We start from the raw sequence: 16,723 nt of genomic DNA on the forward strand, positions 1-16,723 counted from the left end.
GAGAGTATTCTCCCGATCATGAGTGTTCCCCTCACCCTGCTCGGGCTCCTCGAACGCGAGCCGAGCCATGGATACGACCTCAAGCGCGACTACGACACCCTCTTCGGCCGCGGCAAGCCACTGCCCTTCGGTCAGGTGTACGCGACCCTCGGACGCCTCGCCCGGGACGGGAAGGTGGTGGTCGGCGAGGCGGAGCCGGGCGACGGTCCGGACCGCAAGCGGTACGTGATCACCGACGCCGGCGCAACCGAGTTCGAGACGTGGCTGGGCGAGCCGGTGGCGGCCGAACCGCACCTGCAGACCGTCCTGTTCACCAAGGTGGTGCTCGCCCTGATGCTCGGCCGCGACGCCGAGCGCTACCTGGACACCCAGCGCGCCGCCCACTTGGCCCGGATGCGCGAGCTGACCGAGGTCAAGCGGACCGGCAGCCTGGTCGACGCCCTGCTGGCCGACCACGGCCTGTTCCACCTGGAGTCGGACCTGCGCTGGATCGACCTGACCGCGGCCCGCCTGGACGCCCTGCGCACGGAGGTGACCACCCGATGACCGACACCAAGGGCACCGGCCCCGTCCTGGAGGCCGAGGGCGTCCATCTGTCCTTCGGCAGCACGCCCGCGCTGCGCGGCGCCGACTTAACGGTGGAGCGCGGCGAGATCCTCGCCGTGATGGGCCCGAGCGGCTCGGGCAAGTCGACCCTGCTGCACTGTCTGGCCGGGATCCTGGTCCCGGACGCGGGCGAGATCCGTTTCGACGGGCGCCGGATCGACGGCCTGGGCGAGTCCGAGCGCAGCGCGCTGCGCCGTGACCGCTTCGGCTTCGTCTTCCAGTTCGGCCAGCTGGTGCCGGAGTTGACGGCCGAGGAGAACGTCGCACTGCCGCTGCTGCTGGGCGGGATGCGCCGGGCGGCGGCCGTGCAGCGGGCCCGGAGCTGGTTCGGCCGGCTCGGCCTGGACGGCCTGGAGCAGCGCCGTTCCGGTGAGCTGTCCGGCGGTCAGGCCCAACGAGTGGCGCTGGCGCGCGGGTTGGTGGCAGAGCCGGAGATCCTGTTCACCGACGAGCCGACCGGTGCGCTCGACTCGCTGACCGGCGAGCAGGTGATGGCCCTGCTGGTGTCCGCCGCCCGGGAGCAGGGCACCACCGTGCTGCTGGTCACCCACGACGCCCGGGTCGCCGCGTACGCCGACCGCGAGGTCGTGGTCCGCGACGGCCGGGTGAACTCCTACTCCTCGCCGCGGGTGGGCTCATGATCCGCTTCGGCCTGCGGATGGCCGTGGCCGGCGGCCAGGAGGCGCTGGTCCGCCTGCTGGTCACGGCGTCCGCCGTGGGGCTCGGGGTGGCGCTGCTGCTGATCACCACCGCCGCGATCAACGGCACCAACAGCCAGAACGCCCGCTACGCGTGGTTCAATTCGGGCGTCGCATCGCCCGCGGACCACCCCGACAACACCAGCACCGCCAAGGACACCAAGGAGGCCAAGGACCCGCTGTGGTGGCTGGTCGAGGCCGACCACTTCGACGGGCGGACCATCGGCCGGGTGACCGTCGCCGCCACCGGGCCGGACGCCCCGCTGCCACCGGGGATGTCCCGGCTGCCCGGCCCCGGCGAGTACGTGGCGTCACCGGCGCTGGCGCGGCTGCTCGACGCCACGCCGCCGAGCGAGCTGGGCGACCGCTTCCCCGGTCACCTGGTCGACACCATCGGCCCGGCCGCCCTGCCGGCGCCCGACTCCCTGGTGGTCGTGATCGGCCGGACGCCCGCACAGGCCCAACAGCTGCCCGGCGTACGGCAGATCACCGCGATCCAGACGGTCTCGCCGAACCGCTGCGGCACCTGCCCGATCGGTATCAACGACAACGGCATCTCGCTGATCCTGGCGGTGGCCACGGGCGCGCTGATCTTCCCGGTACTGATCCTGATCGGCACCGCGACCCGGCTCTCCGCGGCCCGGCGCGAGCAGCGCTTCGCGGCGATGCGCCTGGTCGGGGCCACGCCGCGGCAGGTGGCGGTGGTCTCGGCGGTGGAGTCGACGGTGGCGGCCGCCGCCGGGGCGGTCCTCGGGTTCCTGCTCTTCCTGCTGGTGCGAGCGCCGCTGGCGGACATCCCCTTCACCGGCACCCGTTTCTTCCCCGCCGACTTCGCGCTGCGGCTGCCGGACGTGCTGCTGGTCGGGCTCGGCGTCCCGGTGGCGGCCGCGGTGGCCGCCCGGTTGGCGCTGCGCCGGGTGAACATCTCCCCGCTGGGCGTGTCCCTGCGGGTCACCCCGCGGCCGCCGCGGGCGTACCGCCTGATCCCGCTCGCGCTCGGACTCGGCGAGTTGGTGTTCTTCCTGGTCCGCCACCCGCCGACGGTGACCGCACAGATCTGGTCGTACCTGTCGGCGTTCCTGCTGATCATGGCGGGGCTGGTGGTCGCCGGCCCGTGGCTGACCATGGCGGGTGCCCGGGCGATGGCCCGCCGGACCCGGCGGCCGGCGGGGCTGATCGCCGCCCGACGGCTGGCGGACAACCCGGCGGCCGGCTTCCGGGCGATCAGCGGGCTGATCCTCGCGCTGTTCGTGACCAGCGCGACGGTGGGCATCATCACCACCATGGTCGACGAGCGCGGCCGGCCTCACGGGGGCACCAGGTACGCCAACGTGCTGCGCGCGGACTACACCGACGGGTACGACGAGCAGAACCGTCCGGCCGACACGGCCGATCCGATCGGGGACGACGCGGTGGCCCGGTTGCGGGCGATCCCGGGCGTGCGCGGAGTGCTGGTCGGCCACACCGACCCGGCCGCCGCTCCGGCCATGTACGACGGGGACCTGCACGTGCCGAACTACGTGGAGTGCGGCCAGCTCGCCGACGTCGCGTACTTCGGCACCTGTGAGCCCGGCGTCCGGGTCGCGGCGGTGCCGACGGTGTTCGGCGGCTGGCGCGACGTCTCGGCCGCGGTGTGGCCGGCCGCGCCCGTCGGGCCGGAGCAGGTGGCGCAGCTGCGCGTCACCCATGTGGTGGTGAACACCGACGGGTCGTCCGCGGCGCTGGAGCAGGCCCGGACGCAGCTCGCGGTCGACTTCCCGGGGCGGCGCGCCGCGATGACCCTCGGCGAGGTGGCGGTCGAGTCCTCGGCGCAGCTGGCCGGGTACCAGCGGCTGGCCGACGTGGTGATCGTCGCCGGGTTCCCGATCGCCGGCTGCAGCCTGGCGGTCAGTGTGGCGGGCGGTCTGAGCGAGCGCCGTCGCCCGTTCGGCCTGCTGCGGCTGACCGGGGTGCCGCTGCGGATGCTGCGCCGGGTGGTCGCGCTGGAGAGCGCCGTGCCGCTGCTGGCGGTGGCGGTGGTGGCGGTGGCGACCGGGCTGCTGGCCGCCGACCTGTTCCTGCGCTCGCAGCTCGACTACACGCTCCACCCGCCGGGGGTGGTGTTCTACCTGTTCGTGCTGGTCGGGCTGGCCGCCGCACTGGGGATCATCGCCGCCACCCTGCCACTGCTGAACCGGATCACCGGCCCGGAGACCGTCCGCAACGAGTGACCGTCCCCCGACCGGCGGCCCGTACCGCCTGACCGACCACGCACGAACCCGCCGCGCCGCCCCCGGGGAACCGATCCAGGGAGCGGCGCGGCGGTCGCCGTCAGCAAAGCCACCGTCGCCGGGCAGCCGTCACCGGGCCACCGCTACCGGGGACCCGACACCCGGTGCGCCCAGCGCACGGCGGGCGCCATCGCCAGGCCGGCGACGACGAACACCGCGCCCATCAGCGCCCAGCCGAGCAGCCCGTGGGTGATCACCACCGTGGTGACCAGCACCGGGCCGAGCATCATCGCGGCCGCCGTGCCGGTGTTGAAGACACCCTGGTACGCGCCGTGGGCGCCCTCCTCGGCCAGGTCGTAGCTGAGCGCCCAACCGCCGGCCTGGCTGAGCACCTCGCCGAGCGCCTGGAATCCGATGCCCGCCATCAGCAGCAGCGCGGCGGCCCACGCCGGCACCGAGCCGGCCAGCCACAGCACCAGGCAGGCGCCGGCCACCAGCAGCCCGCCGCGGGCGAACGCCCGGGCGGCCGCGGCGGGTTCCTCGGTGCCGCGGGTGGCCCGGACCTGGAGCAGGATCACCAGCGCGGTGTTGACCAGCATCGAGCCGGCCACCATCACCCGCGGCGCGGCGGTGTCCCGGACGATCCACAGCGGCACCCCGACCTCGATCATCGCGAACTGCAGGCAGAGGATGCCGTTCAGCACGGTGACGGTCAGGAAGGGCAGGTTGCGCAGTGCGGGGTTGCGTCCGCTCGCCCGGTCCGCGGCGGCGCCGGCCGCCGGACGCGGCGGGGTGGGCACGATCAGCCCGTACATCACCGCGACCAGCAGGAAGGAGAGCGCGTCGCCGAGCAGTCCGGCGAGGTACGCGGGCCGGGTGTCGGCCTGGAGGACGAGGGCGGCGAGCAGGGTGCCGACCGAGATGCCGACGTTGGTGACGGAGCGGAGGTAGGCGCGGCCGGCCACCCGCTGGTCGGCGGGGAGCACTTCGGCGTAGAGGGCGCCGCGGACCGCGGACCCGCCCCGGTCGGCGACGGCGACCACGCAGGCCAGCACCGTGAACGGGGCCAGTCCGTGCACCAGGGTGTAGCCGACGGTACCGGCGGCGAGCACCAGGTTGAGCGCGATCAGCACGGGCTTGGGCCCGAACCGGTCGGAGGCCCGCCCGGCGGGGAGGCCGGCCAGCACGCCGCAGACACCGGCGGCGGTGAGGACCGTGCCGACCTCGGTGACGCCGAAGTGCAGGACGCGGGTGAAGAAGAGGACGCCGAGGGTCATCGACAGGCCGCTGCCGATGGTGTTGACCATCGTGAGGGTGGCGAGTCGGCGGACCACCGGGTCGTGGTGGAGCAGCCGGGAGCGAAGGGTCGGACGGGCGGGCGGGGCTTGGTGTTCGGCGGTGGTGGCGGTCATGCGGTGATCAGATCGCTTACTCTCTACCGGGTGGTAGTGATTTAGCCCTGCACTGACGAATGGGGGGTCGAATGCACCGATTCCGGCTCGGGCTGGCCGATCTGGCGGCCGCTTCGTTCGCCTGCTCGCCGCTCCAGGAGGCGGTGCTCGGGCTGCGGATGTGGACCCATCCGGGGGTGTACGTGCACCAGACCCGGGCCTTCGAGCGGATCCGGCCGGAGTTCGAGCGCGCCGACACCGAACTGCTGCTCGCCCTGGTCGGCGGCAACCGCTTCGTCCCGGACTTCCTCACCCCGCGTCCCACCGTGCCGTTCCCGGACGTCGCGGCCGAGCTGGCCGCCGTCCGCGCGCTCGATCCGGCCCTGCTGCGCGCCGAGTTGGAGCTCACCCACCTGCCGCACCACGACGCGCTGCCCCCGGTGCTGGCGGCGGGGCTGGCCGACCCGGCGCGGCTGCTGGCCAGGATCGCCGACGCGCTGGAGGACTACTGGGAGCGCTGCCTGGCCCCGGAGTGGTGGCCGCGGGCCCGCTCGGTGCTGCACGCCGACATCGTGCACCGCTCGCGGATCCTCGCCGAGCGCGGCGCGGCGGCGCTCTTCACCGATCTGGACCGCCGACTCGTCTGGGAGGACGGCATCCTGACCCTCCGGCACGAGGCGTGGCCGGACGACGCGGACATCCTGGTCGAGGGTCGCGGCCTGGTCTTCACCCCGACCTGTTTCGCCCGCGGGGCGATCAGCTCGATCAACCCGGACCTGCCGCCGATGATCAGCTACCCGGCCCGGGGGCTGGCCACCATGGCGGGCCCGGTCGAACCGCCGCCCACCCCGCAGGCGCTCGGGCAGCTGATCGGCGCCCCCAAGGCCAGGCTGCTCGCCCTGCTGGACGAGCCGACCGCCACGGTGGAACTGGCCCGCCGGCTCGGTGTCACCCCGGGCGCGGTCAGTCAGCACCTCGCCGTGCTCGCCGCCACCCGGCTGGTCACCCGCGCCCGGCACGGCCGGGTGGTGCTGTACGCGCGCAGCCCGCTCGCCGAGCAACTGCTCCAGTAGACGTCAGGCATCAAGGAGCCAAGGCGTCAACTGCACTGAACCGACGGCCTGTTGACGAACAGGTCCAGACCACCCTACCCTGCCTGTGGCTCCCGGCACCCCTGGACGGATCCCCCACACCAGACAGGGAGTACCGATGCACGTCCGGTTCCGCCACCGCGCCCGAGCACGCCTGCTGGCCCTGCTCGCCACGCTCGCCATGCCGTTCGCCCTGCTCACCGCCGCCCCCGCGCACGCCGCGGGCAGCCTCACCGCCGCCTTCACCAGCGCCGACAACGGCTCCTGGTGGAAGGGCACGTACGTGGTCCGCAACGACGGCGCCTCCGCCGTGACCGGCTGGACGCTGGAGTTCGACCTGCCCGCCGGCGTCACCGTCTCCAGCAGCTACAACGGCCAGGCCACCGTCACCGGCCGGCACGTCAGCGCCACCAACGCCTACTACAACGGCACGGTCCAGCCGCACGCCACCACCGAGCCGTACAGCTTCTGGTTCGTCGCCACCGGGCCGATCGGCGCGCCGCTCAACTGCCGTATCAACGGCGACAAGTGCGACGGCAGCCCGGACGTGCCGCCGGGCGCGCCGGCCGCCCCGACCGTGGTGGACACCACCGCGCACACCGTCTCGCTGAGCTGGGGTGCCGCCACCGCCGGGGACTTCCCCGTCACCTCGTACGAGGTCCTCAGCGGCTCCACCGTGCTCGCCACCGCGACCACCACCGCCGTCACCGTCACCGGCCTCACCCCGGCCACCACGTACGCGCTGAGCGTGCGCGCCAGGGACTCCCGCGGCAACACCGGCCCGGCGAGCCCGCCGGTCACCGCCCGCACCGTCGACCCCGCCTCCGACACCGTGCCGCCGAGCACCCCCGGCCACCTCCGCTCCACCGCCGTGACCAGCACCGCGGTCTCGCTCGCCTGGGACGCCGCCACCGACAACCAGCGGGTCGCCGCCTACGACCTCTACCAGGGCGCCACCCTGGTACGGACCGTCACCACCACCAGCGCCACCGTCGACCAGCTCTCCCCCGCCACCGCCTACACCTTCACCGTCCGGGCCCGCGACGCCGCCGACAACGCCTCCGCCGCCTCCGCCCCGCTCACCGTCACCACCGGCGACCTGGCCGGGTCGGGCAAGTACACCCGGGTCGGCTACTTCACCCAGTGGGGCATCTACGGCCGCCAGTACTTCGTCAAGAACCTCGACACCTCCGGCAGCGCCGCCAAGCTCGACATCGTCAACTACGCCTTCGAGAACATCGACCCGGTCAACCTGACCTGCCTCGCCGGCGTCACCAAGGGCACCACCGCGAACCCGCAGGACCCCGACCAGGGCACCGGCGCTGGCGACGCCGACGCCGACTACTCCCGGCCGTTCAGCGCCGCCCAGTCGGTCGACGGCGTCGCCGACGACGGCTGGGCCCCGCTGCGCGGCAACCTCAACCAGCTGAAGAAGCTCAAGGCCAAGTACCCCGCCCTCAAGGTCGTGGTCTCGCTCGGCGGCTGGACGTACTCCAAGTACTTCTCCGACGCCGCCGCCACCGACGCCTCCCGCAAGAAGCTGGTCTCCTCCTGCATCGACATCTGGATCAAGGGCAACCTGCCGCTCTACAACGGCGCCGGCGGCCCCGGCACCGCCGCCGGGATCTTCGACGGCATCGACCTCGACTGGGAGTGGCCCGGCTCCCCCGACGGACACGCCGGCAACCACTGGTCCGCCGCCGACAAGGCCAACCTGACCGCCCTGCTGGCCGAGTTCCGCCGCCAGCTCGACGCGCTCGGCGGGCCGCACCGGCTGCTCACCGCCTTCACCCCGGCCGACCCGGGCAAGATCTCCCAGGGCTGGGACCTCGCGCAGATCTTCCAGTCCCTGGACGTCGCCAACGTGCAGGGCTACGACTTCCACGGCGCCGGCAGCGACAACTCCTGGGAACCGGGCCGCACCGGGCACCAGGCCAACCTCTGGACCGACGCCCAGGACCCGTACGGCTTCCACTTCTCCGTCGACAACGCCGTGCAGGCCTACCTCGGCGCCGGCGTCAACCCGCGCAAGCTCACCATCGGCTTCCCGTTCTACGGCCGCGGCTGGCAGGCCGTCACCGACGGCGGGGTGCACGGCGAGTGGCAGGCGGCGAACGGTGCCGCCCCCGGACAGTTCCAGGAGGAGGCCGGCACCCGCGGCTACAACAACCTGATCACCAGCGTGCCCAATCTGACCGTCTACCACGACGCCCAGTCGGTCTCCACGTACGGCTACACCGGCGCCGGCGGCCAGTGGTGGACCTTCGACGACCCCTGGTCGATCGGCCAGAAGACCGCCTACCTGAAGTCGAAGAACCTGCTCGGCGCGATGATCTGGGAGATGTCCGGGGACACCCCGTCCGGCACCCTGATCAACGCCCTGGACGCCGGCCTCAAGTAGCGGCATCCCCTCGGAGGTACGGCTACCCCAGGGGCGCGGGGAACTGCGCGCAGCGGAAGGTACGGGCCGAAATCCTCCCGCCCCACCCGCCGTCCGGCTCGCGCCACCACGAGTGGGCCTCGCAGTTCCCCGAGCCCCCAGCGGGACTACCGCCCGGCGACCGCCGCCAGGCGCCTCGCCGCGCCGTAGTCCCGCATGATCTGCGCGAACGTCGTGTGCCCCTGCGTGGTCCGGGCGAACGCCCGCCACGCGGGGTTCACCAGGCAGACGGCGGCGTGGAACATGTGCGGCCGCTTCTCGAAGGCGGCCAGCATGACCTTGCCGGCCCGCATCTCCACGCCCAGGCCCGCCTTGATCGCGAACGCGTAGTTGAGCGCCTGGCGCCGCACGTCCGCCGCCCCGCCGGCCTCGGCGACCCGGACCGCCCACTCGCCGGCCAGCCGGCCGGACCGCAGCGCGTACGAGATGCCCTCGCGGGTCCACGGCTCCAGCAGGCCGGCCGCGTCGCCGGCGACCAGCACCCGGCCGCGCGAGAGCGGCGAGTCCTCGGCCCGGCAGCGGGTGAGGTGGCCGGACTCCACCAGCGGCGTGAAGCCGGACAGGCCGAGCCGCCGGATGTAGTCCTGCAGGTACTTCTTGGTCGCCTCGCCGTCGCCGCGCGCCGAGATGACGCCGACGGTCAGCGTCCCGGAGTCGGTCTTGGGGAACACCCAGCCGTACGAGCCGGGGAGCGGGCCCCAGTCCAGGTGGATGGTGCCGGCCCAGTGCCGGGCGACGGCCTCGGGGACGGGGATCTCGGCCTCCAGCCCGAGGTCGATCTGGTCGAACTCGACGCCGACGTGGCGGCCGATCCGGCTCGCCGAGCCGTCGGCGCCGACCACGGCGCGGGTCTCGATCCGGCGGCCGTCGGAGGTGGTGACGAGGACCGTCCGGGCGTCGCCGTCCTGCTGCTCGACGCCGGTGACGGTGACACCGGTGGCCAGCACGGCGCCAGCCTGCTCGGCGGCCTGCACCAGGCGCAGGTCGAACTCGTCCCGGTTGACCAGGCCGAACAGCATCCGCTTGGAGCGGCGGGTACGGGTCAGCCGGCCGTTGAGGGCGAAGGTGACGTTGTGGATCCGGTCCTGGAGCGGGAGCTTGAAGTCCTTCGGCAGGCTGTCCCGGGACGGGCCGATGATGCCGCCGCCGCAGGTCTTGTAGCGGGGGTGCTCGGCCTTGTCGAGCAGCAGCACCCGGCGCCCGTGCCCGGCGGCGGCGTACGCGGCCGAGGAGCCGGCCGGACCGGCGCCGACCACGACCACGTCCCAGACGCCGTCGAGCAGGTCGGGGCCGTCGTCCTCGGCCACGACGGCGGCTTCGGCGTCCGAATCGTCGGCGTCGGCATGAGCGTCGGAAGCGCCGTCGGCATCGACCGCGGCGGCCTCGGCGGCGGCCTCGGCGGAGGTGTCTGCGGGTTCGACCGGGCCGGCGGCCTCGGCGGGCTCGGCGGGGTCGCGGTCCAGGGAGCTACCGGTGTCAGTCACGATCGCCCATCCTAGTCAACCCTCCCCGGCCCACCACCAGACACGGCCCGTCATCGGGGCAGGTCGTGCACCTATGATCGGACATACCGTTCGAAACCACCTCCGGAGCCCTGATGACCCACCAGCAGCTCGCCGCGGCCGTCCGATCCCTGATGCCGCGGGCCCATTCCGACCTGGCCGAGCTGGTCGCCTTCCCCTCGGTCGCCGACCCCCGCCAGTTCCCGGTCGAGGAGTGCCGGAAGGCGGCCCGGTGGGTCGCCGACGCGTTCGCGGCCGAGGGCCTGACCGGCGTGCGACTGCTGGACACCCCGGACGGCACCCAGTCCGTCTACGCCGAGCTGCCCGGCCCGGCCGGCGCCCCCACCGTGCTGCTCTACTCGCACTACGACGTGCAGCCCCCGCTGGACGAGGAGGCGTGGCTGAGCCCGGCGTTCGAACTGACCGAGCGCGAGGGCCGCTGGTACGGCCGCGGCGCCGCCGACTGCAAGGGCAACATCCTGATGCACCTGACCGCCCTGCGTGCGCTGCGCCAAGTGGACGGCGGCTTCCCGGTCGGGCTGAAGGTCATCGTCGAGGGCTCGGAGGAGCAGGGCACCGGCGGTCTGGAGCGCTACGCCGAGGCCCACCCGGAGCTGCTGGCGGCGGACGTGATCGTGATCGGCGACACCGGCAACACGGCGCCGGGCGTGCCCACCGTGACGGCCACCCTGCGCGGCATGACCGTGGTCGAGGTGTCGATCACCACCCTGGCCGGCAACCTGCACTCCGGCGCCTTCGGCGGGGCCGCTCCGGACGCGCTGCAGGCGATGATCCGGGTGCTCGGCACCCTGCACGACGAGCACGGCGACGTCTCCGTTCCGGGCCTCGTCTCGGACCGGACGTGGGCGGGCGCCCCGTACGAGGAGGAGCGCTTCCGCGCCGACGCCCGGGTGCTGGACGGGGTCGCGCTCACCGGTACCGGCACGGTCGCCGACCGCCTGTTCGCCCGGCCGTCGATCACCGTGCTCGGCATCGACGCCCCGCCGGTGATCGGCGCCACCTCCTCGGTGCAGGCGAGCGCCCGGGCGCTGGTGAGCCTGCGGGTGCCGCCGGGCATGGAGCTGAAGGCGGCGCAGCAGGCGCTGGCGGCGCACCTGGAGGCGGCGGTCCCGGGCGGCGCGCAGGCCCATGTGCAGGTGCTCAGCGGCGGCGAGTCCTTCGAGGCGGACCTGAGCGGCCCGGCGTACGAGGCGATGGGCGCGGCGATGCGGCAGGCGTTCGGCCGGGAGATGGTGGCGGCGGGCGAGGGCGGATCGATCCCGCTCTGCAACACGCTGCGGACCCTCTACCCGCAGGCGGAGATCATCCTGATCGGCGTGGAGGATCCGACCACGCAGATCCACGCGGTCAACGAGAGCGTCGACCCGGCGGAGCTGGAGCTCATGGCCCTCACCGAGGCGCTCTTCCTCCAGGAGTACGCGAGCCGCCGCTCCGCCTGATCGATCGTCAACTCAGTGGCTGATAACCGCCGTTGACACTGAGCTCGCGGCACCGGTAAATCTTTGCCCATCCGATACATAACACTGTTACGTATGGAGGGGTCACCATGAAGCTGCGCCGCGCGGCCACCGCGTTCGCACTCGTCGCCGCCTCGGCGGCCGTCGCCGTCGCACCCCAGACGGCGACGGCCGCCGCCAACTGCTCCTACACGTTCAGCAACCAGACCCCGCTGGTGGACCTGGGATCCGCCACCTACCAGGGCCAGTCCGGCGGCCTCTACCCCGGCGCGAGCAACACCCGGCCGGCCGCCCACACCCAGGCGGGCAAGGACATCGCGCTGAACCACGTGCTCCCGCGCAACGCCGCCGGCCAGGTCGACCTCGTCAACGGCAAGGTGGTGCTGATCTCGATCGGCATGTCCAACACCACGCAGGAGTTCCAGGCCTTCATCGCCAAGGCCAGGCAGTACCCCAACCTCAACACCCACCTGGTCATCGTCGACGGTGCCCAGGGCGGCCAGGACGCCCACGCCTGGGCCGACCCGGCCAACGCCACCTGGTCCGTCCTGGCCAACCGGCTCGCCACCGCCGGCGTCACCGCCGCCCAGGTGCAGGCCGTCTGGATCAAGGAGCAGTACATCGGCGACAACCTCGGCGCCTTCCCGGCCGGCGCCCAGAGCCTGCGCGACACCCTGGCCACCATCGCCCGCAACGCCCGTGCCAAGTACGCCAACCTGGCGCTCGGTTACGTCGCCAGCCGGATCTACACCTACGACTCCACCCGCAGCGCGGGCGCGTACCAGCAGGGCTTCGCCGTCAAGTGGCTGATCGAGCAGCAGATCAACGGCGACCCCACCCTCTCCTACGGCGCCGGCGGCGTCGCCCCCTGGCTCTCCTGGGGCCCGTACATGTGGGCCGACGGGCTCGGCTCGGACGGCGTGGCCGGCGGGATCCCCGGGCGCAGCGACGGCCTGGAGTGGAAGTGTTCCGACCTGGAGTCCGACGGCGTGCACCCCGGGCCTACCGGGGAGCAGAAGGTCGCCAATATGCTGCTCAATCAGTTCAGCACGGACGAGACCACCGTCTCGTGGTTCACCAAGTAACCCGCCACGGAGGCCAATTCCCATGCCGCACATCGCCGTACCCGAGAACAGGCCCGGCATCCGCGGGCTGATGGCCAGCAAGCCGTCGTCCGGCCGCAAGCTCAGCGAACTCGCGCAGCAGCTGCTGCGCGGCGACTCCCCGCTCACCCCCGGCGAACGCGAACTGATCGCCGCCTACGTCTCCACCCGCAACGAGACCCGCTACTGCGCGGGTTCGCACGGCGCGGCCGCCGCGCACGCGCTCAGCGGCGGCGACTACACCGTGGTCGACGCGGTCCGCCTCGACCTGGCCACCGCACCGGTCAGCGCCAAGCTGCGCGCGCTGCTGGAGCTGGCGGGTCAGGTCCAGGTCAGCGGCCTGGCCGTCACGGAGGAGCACATCGCCGCCGCCCGCGCCGAAGGGGCCGACGACGAGACCATCCACGACACCGTCCTGATCGCGGCGGCATTCTGCATGTACAACCGCTACGTCGACGGGCTCGCCGCGATCACCCCCGACGACCCGGCCGTCTACGACGAGATCGGCGAGAACCTCGCCGCCAAGGGCTACCTGTCCTGACCCGCGCCGACCGCCGCGGCCCCGGACGGCCCGTGCCGTCCGGGGCTCCGGCCCACCGCCCGACGGACGCCAGCAGCGCCGCGCCGACCGCCGCCCCGGCGCCCGCGCCGAAGCACAGCTCGTCGATCCACCCGCGCTCGCGCCGGGCCAGCCGGTGGCCGGCGCCCAGCAGCGCCGAGCCGCCGAGCACCGCGGCCGTCCGGCCGTCCACCGCCCGCGGCGGCCCGTACCGGCGGGCCAGCACGGCCAGGCCGAGCAGTGAAGTGCCGTACTGCAGCACGGTGTACAGCGGCACCCCCGCCACCGGCCGGGCCAGCATCGGCAGTACGCGGACCCCGGCCCGGCCCTCGTGGGTGAACGCGTCCCAGCCCAGGTGGGTGGCGGCGCCGAGCGCCGCCGACACCGCGAACCAGCCCGGCCGCCCGAACTCCCCCGGCACCCGCCACAGCGCCCGCGCGCCCGCCACCACCGCCGCGCTCAACGCCACGTCCACCGTCGGCGCGGCCCACCAGCGGTGCGTGAGGCACCCGTACCGGTAGGTGCCGCGCAGCAGCGAGTCGGCAAAGTACGGCAGGTCGGGCACCATCGCCCCGGTCACCAGCCCGGCGGCCACCAGCTGCCCGCGCCCCCGGCCGTCCCGCACCAGCGGCAGGACGGCGGCGACGTGGCTGAGCGTGAACGGCACCCTCCCATCCTCGCGGCCCGCACGCCGGGGCGCAGGCCGGCCGGAACGGGCGCGCACCCGGGCGGTCCGGGCGCCGCCACCACGCCGCCACCACACCACCGCGCCGCCACCGCGCCGCGCGCCCGGCGCCCGGCCTGCGGCTCAGCCCGCCGCGGCGGCGCCGATCCCGGCCGGCACGCCCGCCTCGAGGTAGCGCAGTTCACCGCGCTCGCGGGCCTCCAGCGCGGCGGCGAGCCGGCGGTGGCGGGTCGGCGGGAGCAGCGTGGCGGCCTCGTCCAGGGTGACGAAGCGCCAGCTGCGCAGTTCGTCGGCGGGCAGCCGCAGGCGGGTGGCGTCGCCGCCGAGGCGGCCGCCGTCGTACACCAGGCGCAGGCCGCCGCGGCCGGGCCCGGTGCCGGGCTCCCAGTCGACGGTGACCAGCCGGAGCGCGTCCGCCTCCAGGTAGAGCCCGAGCTCCTCGGCGGCCTCGCGGACGGCCGCGTCGGTGGGTGCCTCGCCGCGTTCGACGACGCCGCCGGGGAACTCCCAGAAGGGCTTGTACACCGGGTCGACCAGCAGGACCCGGTCGTGGTCGTCGAAGAGCAGGACGGCGGCGGCCACGGTGTCGGCGACGGCGTCGCTGCTGCGGACGATCGGGCAGCGGGCGCTGCCGTCCCGGACCAGCTCGGCCAGCCGTTCGGCGGTCTGCCGGGGGGTGAGTCCGGCGGTGTCGACCAGTTGGGCGTCGCGGGCCAGCCAGCGCCGCGCGGTGCGGTACCTGGACAGGTGTTCCAGGCTCCACTGCCGGATCCGGGCGGTGGCCTGCGGATCGCCCGGGCAGTCGTCCCGGTCTCTGATCCGTTGCTGCAGGATCGTTTCCGCAGGATCCAGTACCAGATGGTGCACGGCGAGGCCGCGGGCGGCCAGCGCGCCGAATATCTCGTCCCGGTAGTCCTCGCGCAACAGGGTCATCGGCACCACCAGCGGCCCCGGCACCTCGGCGAGCAGCGCGGCCGCGACCTCCGGCACCAGCCGCCGCCAGGACGGCAGGTCCTGGAAGTCCGAGACCGGCGCCATCCGGTCGGCGGGCAGCAGCCGCCGCAGACCGTCACCGACCAGCTCGGGATCGAACAGCAGACTCCCGGGCAGCAGCTCCACCAGTTCCCGGCAGGCAGTCGTCTTGCCCGCACCGAATGTCCCGTTGACCCAGACGATCACAGCTTCCCCTGCCCTCGGCTCGCCCCGGCGGCGAACCCCGCCGGGCGGCTGAGGCCGTGCCCGGCCCCCACGCCACCGGAGGTGGTACCCGCGCCGCCCCGGTCCCCATGCCTGCGGCCCCGCCGGGCGCCCCGCGGACCGTCGCCCGTCGGCCGCCCGGCACATGCCACCGGCGTGGCGCCCGGTTCCGCACTAGCCCAAGTCCAGCAGCTGCTTCTTCAGCACCTTGCCCATCGCGTTGCGCGGCAGCTCCGGGACCAGCACCACCCTCCGGGGCCGCTTGTGCACCGAGAGCCGCTCGGCCACGAACGCGGTCAACTGCTCCCCGGTGACCGGCCCGTCCGCCATGACGTACGCCACCACGACCTGCCCGAGGTCGCCGTCGGGGGCGCCGACCACGGCCGCGTCGGCGACCGCCGGGTGGTCGCGCAGGGCGGCCTCCACCTCGCCGGCGCCGATCCGGTAGCCGCCGCTCTTGATCAGGTCGACCGAGGCGCGGCCGACGATCCGGTGGAAGCCGTCCGGGCCGATCACGGCCACGTCGCCGGTGCGGAACCAGCCGTCGGCGGTCCAGGCCTCGGCGTCGGCATCCGGCCGGTTGAGGTAGCCGCGGAACAGGGTCTCCCCGGCGACCTGCAGTTCTCCGACGCTCTCCCCGTCGTGGGGGACGGCGCCGCCGTCCTCGCCGACCAGGCGGGTCCGCACCCCGGCCAGCGGCAGCCCGACGCTGCCGGGCCGGCGCTCGCCGTCGGCGCGGGTGGAGACGGTGATCAGCGACTCGGTCATCCCGTACCGCTCGATCGGGGCCCGCCCGGTCAGCGCGGTGAGCTGCTCGAAGACCGGGACCGGCAGCGGGGCGCTGCCGGAGACCAGCAGCCGGGCGGCGCCGAGTTCGCGGGCCGCACCGTGGTCGGCGGCCAGCCGGGACCAGACGGTCGGTACGCCGAAGTACAGGCTGCCGCGCGCGCCGGCGTACCCGCCGGGTGTGGGGCGCCCGGTGTGCACCAGGCGACTGCCGGTGCGCAGTGCGCCGAGCACGCCGAGCACCAGGCCGTGCACGTGGAACAGCGGCAGGCCGTGCACCAGGGTGTCCTCGGCGGTCCACTGCCAGGCGTCGGCGAGGGCGTCCAGGTCGGCGGCGACCGCGGCGTGCGGGATCACCGCGCCCTTGGGCGCGCCGGTGGTGCCGGAGGTGTAGAGCACGAAGGCGGTGGTGTCCGGGGTGGGCTCGGCGGCCGCGGGGGCCGCGGCGCCCGCGCGCGCCGCCAGGTCGACCGGAAGCAGCCCGATCCCGGCCCCGGCCTCCGTCGGGTCGGTGTCCGCGTCCTCGCCGCCGACCGCCAGCAGGGCGGCGCCGGAGTCGCGCAGGATGTGCGCCCGCTCCTTGGGCCCCGAGTCGGGCGGCAGCGGTACCACCGGCACGCCCGCGAGCAGGCCGCCGACCACGGCGGCCACCGTCTCCAGCGTCGGCCGGGCCAGCACCGCCAGCGCCGTCGCCCCGGCGGCCCGCTCGGCGACCGCCCCGGCCGCACCGAGCAGCCCCTCCCACGAGGACGACCGGCCGTCCATCACCACCGCGTCGCCCCGGTCGCCGTACCCGCCCTCAAGTGCCGTCAGCAGTCCCATGCCGCAGACTCTACGCAGCCCGTGACCGTACGGCGGCGGGGAGCGCCGGTGCGGGCCGCCTCCGGAGCCCGGTCCCGACACACCGTCAGCACCGGATCCGACCTGCACCGTTACCGAATCCGGGGAATTCCTTTACCCGAATCGGTGGCCGATCA

13 protein-coding genes are annotated in these 16,723 nt (G+C 74.1%); 8 read left to right on the forward strand and 5 right to left on the reverse strand.

Annotated features, from left to right (window positions below; translation table 11 throughout):
- Positions 1–18: 18 nt before the first annotated feature.
- Genes FHR36_RS27070 through FHR36_RS27080 form a run of 3 tightly spaced genes read left to right on the forward strand, consistent with a single transcriptional unit; the run spans position 19 to position 3,514 of the window.
- Complete coding sequence (locus tag FHR36_RS27070; RefSeq protein ID WP_253801224.1) at positions 19–546, forward strand: PadR family transcriptional regulator; 528 nt, start codon at positions 19–21, stop codon at positions 544–546.
- On the forward strand, positions 543–1,247 hold the full coding sequence (locus FHR36_RS27075) for an ABC transporter ATP-binding protein (RefSeq protein WP_253801225.1): 705 nt from the start codon (positions 543–545) through the stop codon (positions 1,245–1,247). The genes FHR36_RS27070 and FHR36_RS27075 overlap by 4 nt, the downstream gene beginning before the upstream one ends.
- Positions 1,244–3,514: an FtsX-like permease family protein gene (locus FHR36_RS27080; protein ID WP_253801226.1), complete on the forward strand. Its 2,271-nt coding sequence runs from the start codon at positions 1,244–1,246 to the stop codon at positions 3,512–3,514. Before FHR36_RS27075 ends, FHR36_RS27080 begins: the two co-directional genes overlap by 4 nt.
- Positions 3,515–3,657: 143 nt before the next feature.
- On the opposite strand, the gene FHR36_RS27085 is transcribed toward FHR36_RS27080, so the two are convergent.
- Positions 3,658–4,926, reverse strand: coding sequence for an MFS transporter (locus FHR36_RS27085; protein WP_253801227.1), 1,269 nt, complete (start codon positions 4,924–4,926; stop codon positions 3,658–3,660).
- Positions 4,927–4,997: 71 nt separating this feature from the next.
- On the opposite strand from FHR36_RS27085, the gene FHR36_RS27090 reads away from it, so the two are divergent.
- Positions 4,998–5,978: a winged helix-turn-helix domain-containing protein gene (locus tag FHR36_RS27090; protein ID WP_253801228.1), complete on the forward strand. Its 981-nt coding sequence runs from the start codon at positions 4,998–5,000 to the stop codon at positions 5,976–5,978.
- A 136-nt stretch (positions 5,979–6,114) separates the two neighbouring features.
- On the forward strand, positions 6,115–8,397 hold the full coding sequence (locus tag FHR36_RS27095) for a glycosyl hydrolase family 18 protein (RefSeq protein WP_253801230.1): 2,283 nt from the start codon (positions 6,115–6,117) through the stop codon (positions 8,395–8,397).
- 146 nt (positions 8,398–8,543) lie between these two features.
- Here the strand turns inward: FHR36_RS27095 and FHR36_RS27100 are convergent, their stop codons facing one another.
- Positions 8,544–9,920 (reverse strand): geranylgeranyl reductase family protein, encoded by a 1,377-nt coding sequence (locus FHR36_RS27100; protein WP_322791138.1) that lies wholly within the window; start codon positions 9,918–9,920, stop codon positions 8,544–8,546.
- A 113-nt stretch (positions 9,921–10,033) separates the two neighbouring features.
- Here FHR36_RS27100 and FHR36_RS27105 point away from each other — a divergent pair, with 113 nt between their 5' ends.
- The 3 genes from FHR36_RS27105 (at position 10,034) to FHR36_RS27115 (ending at position 13,060) form a co-directional block, all read left to right on the forward strand.
- Complete coding sequence (locus FHR36_RS27105) at positions 10,034–11,398, forward strand: dipeptidase (RefSeq protein WP_253801232.1); 1,365 nt, start codon at positions 10,034–10,036, stop codon at positions 11,396–11,398.
- 107 nt (positions 11,399–11,505) lie between these two features.
- Complete coding sequence (locus FHR36_RS27110; protein ID WP_253801234.1) at positions 11,506–12,501, forward strand: hypothetical protein; 996 nt, start codon at positions 11,506–11,508, stop codon at positions 12,499–12,501.
- Between the two features lie 22 nt (positions 12,502–12,523).
- Positions 12,524–13,060 (forward strand): carboxymuconolactone decarboxylase family protein, encoded by a 537-nt coding sequence (locus FHR36_RS27115; RefSeq protein ID WP_253801235.1) that lies wholly within the window; start codon positions 12,524–12,526, stop codon positions 13,058–13,060.
- Here FHR36_RS27115 and FHR36_RS27120 read toward each other — a convergent pair.
- The 3 genes from FHR36_RS27120 to FHR36_RS27130 all read right to left on the reverse strand — a co-directional run bounded on the left by FHR36_RS27120 (position 12,990) and on the right by FHR36_RS27130 (position 16,568).
- Positions 12,990–13,745, reverse strand: coding sequence for a DUF4184 family protein (locus FHR36_RS27120; RefSeq protein ID WP_253801236.1), 756 nt, complete (start codon positions 13,743–13,745; stop codon positions 12,990–12,992). The two genes, FHR36_RS27115 and FHR36_RS27120, sit on opposite strands and share 71 nt — an antisense overlap.
- A 141-nt stretch (positions 13,746–13,886) precedes the next feature.
- Positions 13,887–14,942 (reverse strand): NUDIX hydrolase, encoded by a 1,056-nt coding sequence (locus tag FHR36_RS27125; RefSeq protein WP_253801237.1) that lies wholly within the window; start codon positions 14,940–14,942, stop codon positions 13,887–13,889.
- Positions 14,943–15,134: 192 nt separating this feature from the next.
- The gene (locus FHR36_RS27130) at positions 15,135–16,568 is read right to left on the reverse strand and encodes an acyl-CoA synthetase (protein WP_253801238.1); all 1,434 of its coding nucleotides are present in this window, start codon (positions 16,566–16,568) and stop codon (positions 15,135–15,137) included.
- Positions 16,569–16,723: the final 155 nt, after the last annotated feature.

The organism is Kitasatospora cinereorecta, assembly GCF_024172095.1.
GTDB lineage: Bacteria > Actinomycetota > Actinomycetes > Streptomycetales > Streptomycetaceae > Kitasatospora > Kitasatospora cinereorecta.

Excerpts from the sequence above, each read along its gene's own strand:
- FHR36_RS27110 (WP_253801234.1), top strand. The coding sequence starts at position 11,506 with ATGAAGCTGCGCCGCGCGGCCACCGCGTTCGCACTCGTCGCCGCCTCG.
- FHR36_RS27075 (WP_253801225.1), top strand. The coding sequence starts at position 543 with ATGACCGACACCAAGGGCACCGGCCCCGTCCTGGAGGCCGAGGGCGTC.
- FHR36_RS27090 (WP_253801228.1), top strand. The coding sequence starts at position 4,998 with ATGCACCGATTCCGGCTCGGGCTGGCCGATCTGGCGGCCGCTTCGTTC.
- FHR36_RS27080 (WP_253801226.1), top strand. The coding sequence starts at position 1,244 with ATGATCCGCTTCGGCCTGCGGATGGCCGTGGCCGGCGGCCAGGAGGCG.
- FHR36_RS27095 (WP_253801230.1), top strand. The coding sequence starts at position 6,115 with ATGCACGTCCGGTTCCGCCACCGCGCCCGAGCACGCCTGCTGGCCCTG.
- FHR36_RS27085 (WP_253801227.1), bottom strand. The coding sequence starts at position 4,926 with ATGACCGCCACCACCGCCGAACACCAAGCCCCGCCCGCCCGTCCGACC.
- FHR36_RS27130 (WP_253801238.1), bottom strand. The coding sequence starts at position 16,568 with ATGGGACTGCTGACGGCACTTGAGGGCGGGTACGGCGACCGGGGCGAC.
- FHR36_RS27115 (WP_253801235.1), top strand. The coding sequence starts at position 12,524 with ATGCCGCACATCGCCGTACCCGAGAACAGGCCCGGCATCCGCGGGCTG.
- FHR36_RS27070 (WP_253801224.1), top strand. The coding sequence starts at position 19 with ATGAGTGTTCCCCTCACCCTGCTCGGGCTCCTCGAACGCGAGCCGAGC.
- FHR36_RS27105 (WP_253801232.1), top strand. The coding sequence starts at position 10,034 with ATGACCCACCAGCAGCTCGCCGCGGCCGTCCGATCCCTGATGCCGCGG.